We start from the raw sequence: 1,906 nt of genomic DNA, 5'->3' as shown, positions 1-1,906 counted from the left end.
TTGCCGCAGGCAATTTGCTCCTTAACTGACGCGCAGCGTCAATATCACTGCGGCGAAGCCGCAATATCACTATCGCGGAGCGATAATATCACTGACGCGAAGCGTCAATATCACTGCGAACGCCTTGCGTTCGCCCGGGGGATTCCTCGTCGGCGCGTTCGCGGCTCCTCGGAATGACAGAAACACGGCGCGGGCGCGGCAATAATTCAAAGCGCGGAGCGATTTGCTCCTTTCTCTTCAATCTTAACTATTCACTATTCACTGCGAACGAAGTTCGCCCGGGAGGTTTTACATATGCAGAATTTTGACAGAATCTGGGAGCTTGTCAAGGAAGAGGTCGCGCAGCGCATCAGCGAGGCGTCCTTCGAGACGTGGATACGCGATCTCGAAGCCATCGGCTTCCGCGAGGGGGCGGCGGTGATATACACCAGCTCGTCCTACCAGCGCGACATAATCAAGAACCGCTTCATGAACGCAATCGTCGATTCGTTCGAGGCGGTGCTCGGCCGCGAATGCGAGGTCCGCATCGTCACGAAGGACGAGATGGAGGGCCTGCGCGCGCCGGAGGGTCCGACTTCGCCCATCGAGCAGGTCGCCAGAGCCGCCTCCGAGCCGGAGGACACATTCACCTTCGAGAACTTCATCGTCGGCAACTCCAACAAATTCGCGCACGCCGCGTCGCTGGCGGTCGCCAACAACCCCGGCTACGCTTACAACCCGCTTTTCATCTACGGCGACAGCGGGCTCGGCAAGACCCACCTGCTGAAAGCCATCAAAAACGAGATCGAGAACAGCAATCCCGATCTGAAGGTCGCCTTCGTGACCTGCGAGGACTTCACCAACGAGTTCCTGGAGCTGCTCCGCGCGGGGCGCGGCGCCGAATTCCGCAACCGCTACCGCCCCGTCGACGTGCTGCTCATCGACGATATCCAGTTCATCGCCGGCAAGCAGTCGACCGAGGAGGAATTCCTCAACACCTTCAATACGCTTTATGACCGCCACAAGCAGATCGTCATGGCCGCCGACCGCAAGCCGAACGAGATGAAGACGCTTGCCGACCGCCTGCGCACCCGCTTCGAGCAGGGGCTGCTCGCGGATATTCAGCAGCCGGACTACGAGACCCGCGTCGCGATAGTCAAGAGCAAGGCGGGCCTGCTCGGGCTGGAGATCCCCGACGAAGTCGCGGAGTTCATCGCCAGCCGCCTGAAGAGCCACACCCGCCAGCTCGAGAGCGCCGTCAAGAAGCTCTCCGCCTACCACAAGCTCTCCGGCGATCCGCTTTCGCTCTCCATGGCGCAGAACGCCATCAAGGACACCATCGTCGAGGACGCCGAGGCCGGCGTCGACGAGGAGAAGATACTCGAGGAGATCTCCCGCACGCTCACCGTGCCGGTCGACGAGATATGCGGCCGCAAGCAGACCGCGGACGTCTCCTTCGCCCGCCAGGTCGCCGCGTACGTGCTCCACGAGACGACGAATTATTCCACCAAAAAGATCGGCGACGTGCTCGGCGGCAAGGACCATTCCACGATAGTTTATTATCTGCGCAAGGTCGAGAAGGATAAGAAGACCAATACGAAGCTGAGAAACACGGTGGACGATATTATCAAGAATATCAAGGGAAAGTAAGGCGCGCGGAAACGCCTGTCATCCCGAGGGCGAAGCCCGAGGGATCCCACATCGTTAGCAGACGGCTGCATAAGGCGGGGGATTCCTCGTCGGCGGCTTCGCGTCAATCCCCGGACGAGCAATGCTCGTCCCTACGGGCGCGATGCTTCGCATCGCTTCGCTCAGGATGACAAAAACGTAAGCGCTTTGCGGCGCGCCGGGGAACCTCCCTCAGACGAGGGAGGTGGATTGACGGACGCGTCAGCGGACGGCAAGACGGAGGGAGGGAAAAGCCCTG

Annotated in this window: 1 protein-coding gene; it reads left to right on the top strand. The window is 60.3% G+C overall.

All coding sequences use genetic code 11. The features are described from left to right. The first annotated feature begins 294 nt into the window (after positions 1-294). A complete protein-coding gene (dnaA, locus tag IJL83_06090) occupies positions 295-1,629 on the top strand; it encodes a chromosomal replication initiator protein DnaA (GenBank protein MBQ6553167.1) in 1,335 nt (444 codons plus the stop codon). Positions 1,630-1,906: the final 277 nt, after the last annotated feature.

Source organism: Clostridia bacterium, from assembly GCA_017438525.1.
GTDB lineage: Bacteria > Bacillota > Clostridia > Oscillospirales > RGIG8002 > RGIG8002.
The sequence above is the reverse complement of the archived record's forward strand: the minus strand, read 5'-3'. Positions and strand labels throughout refer to the sequence as shown.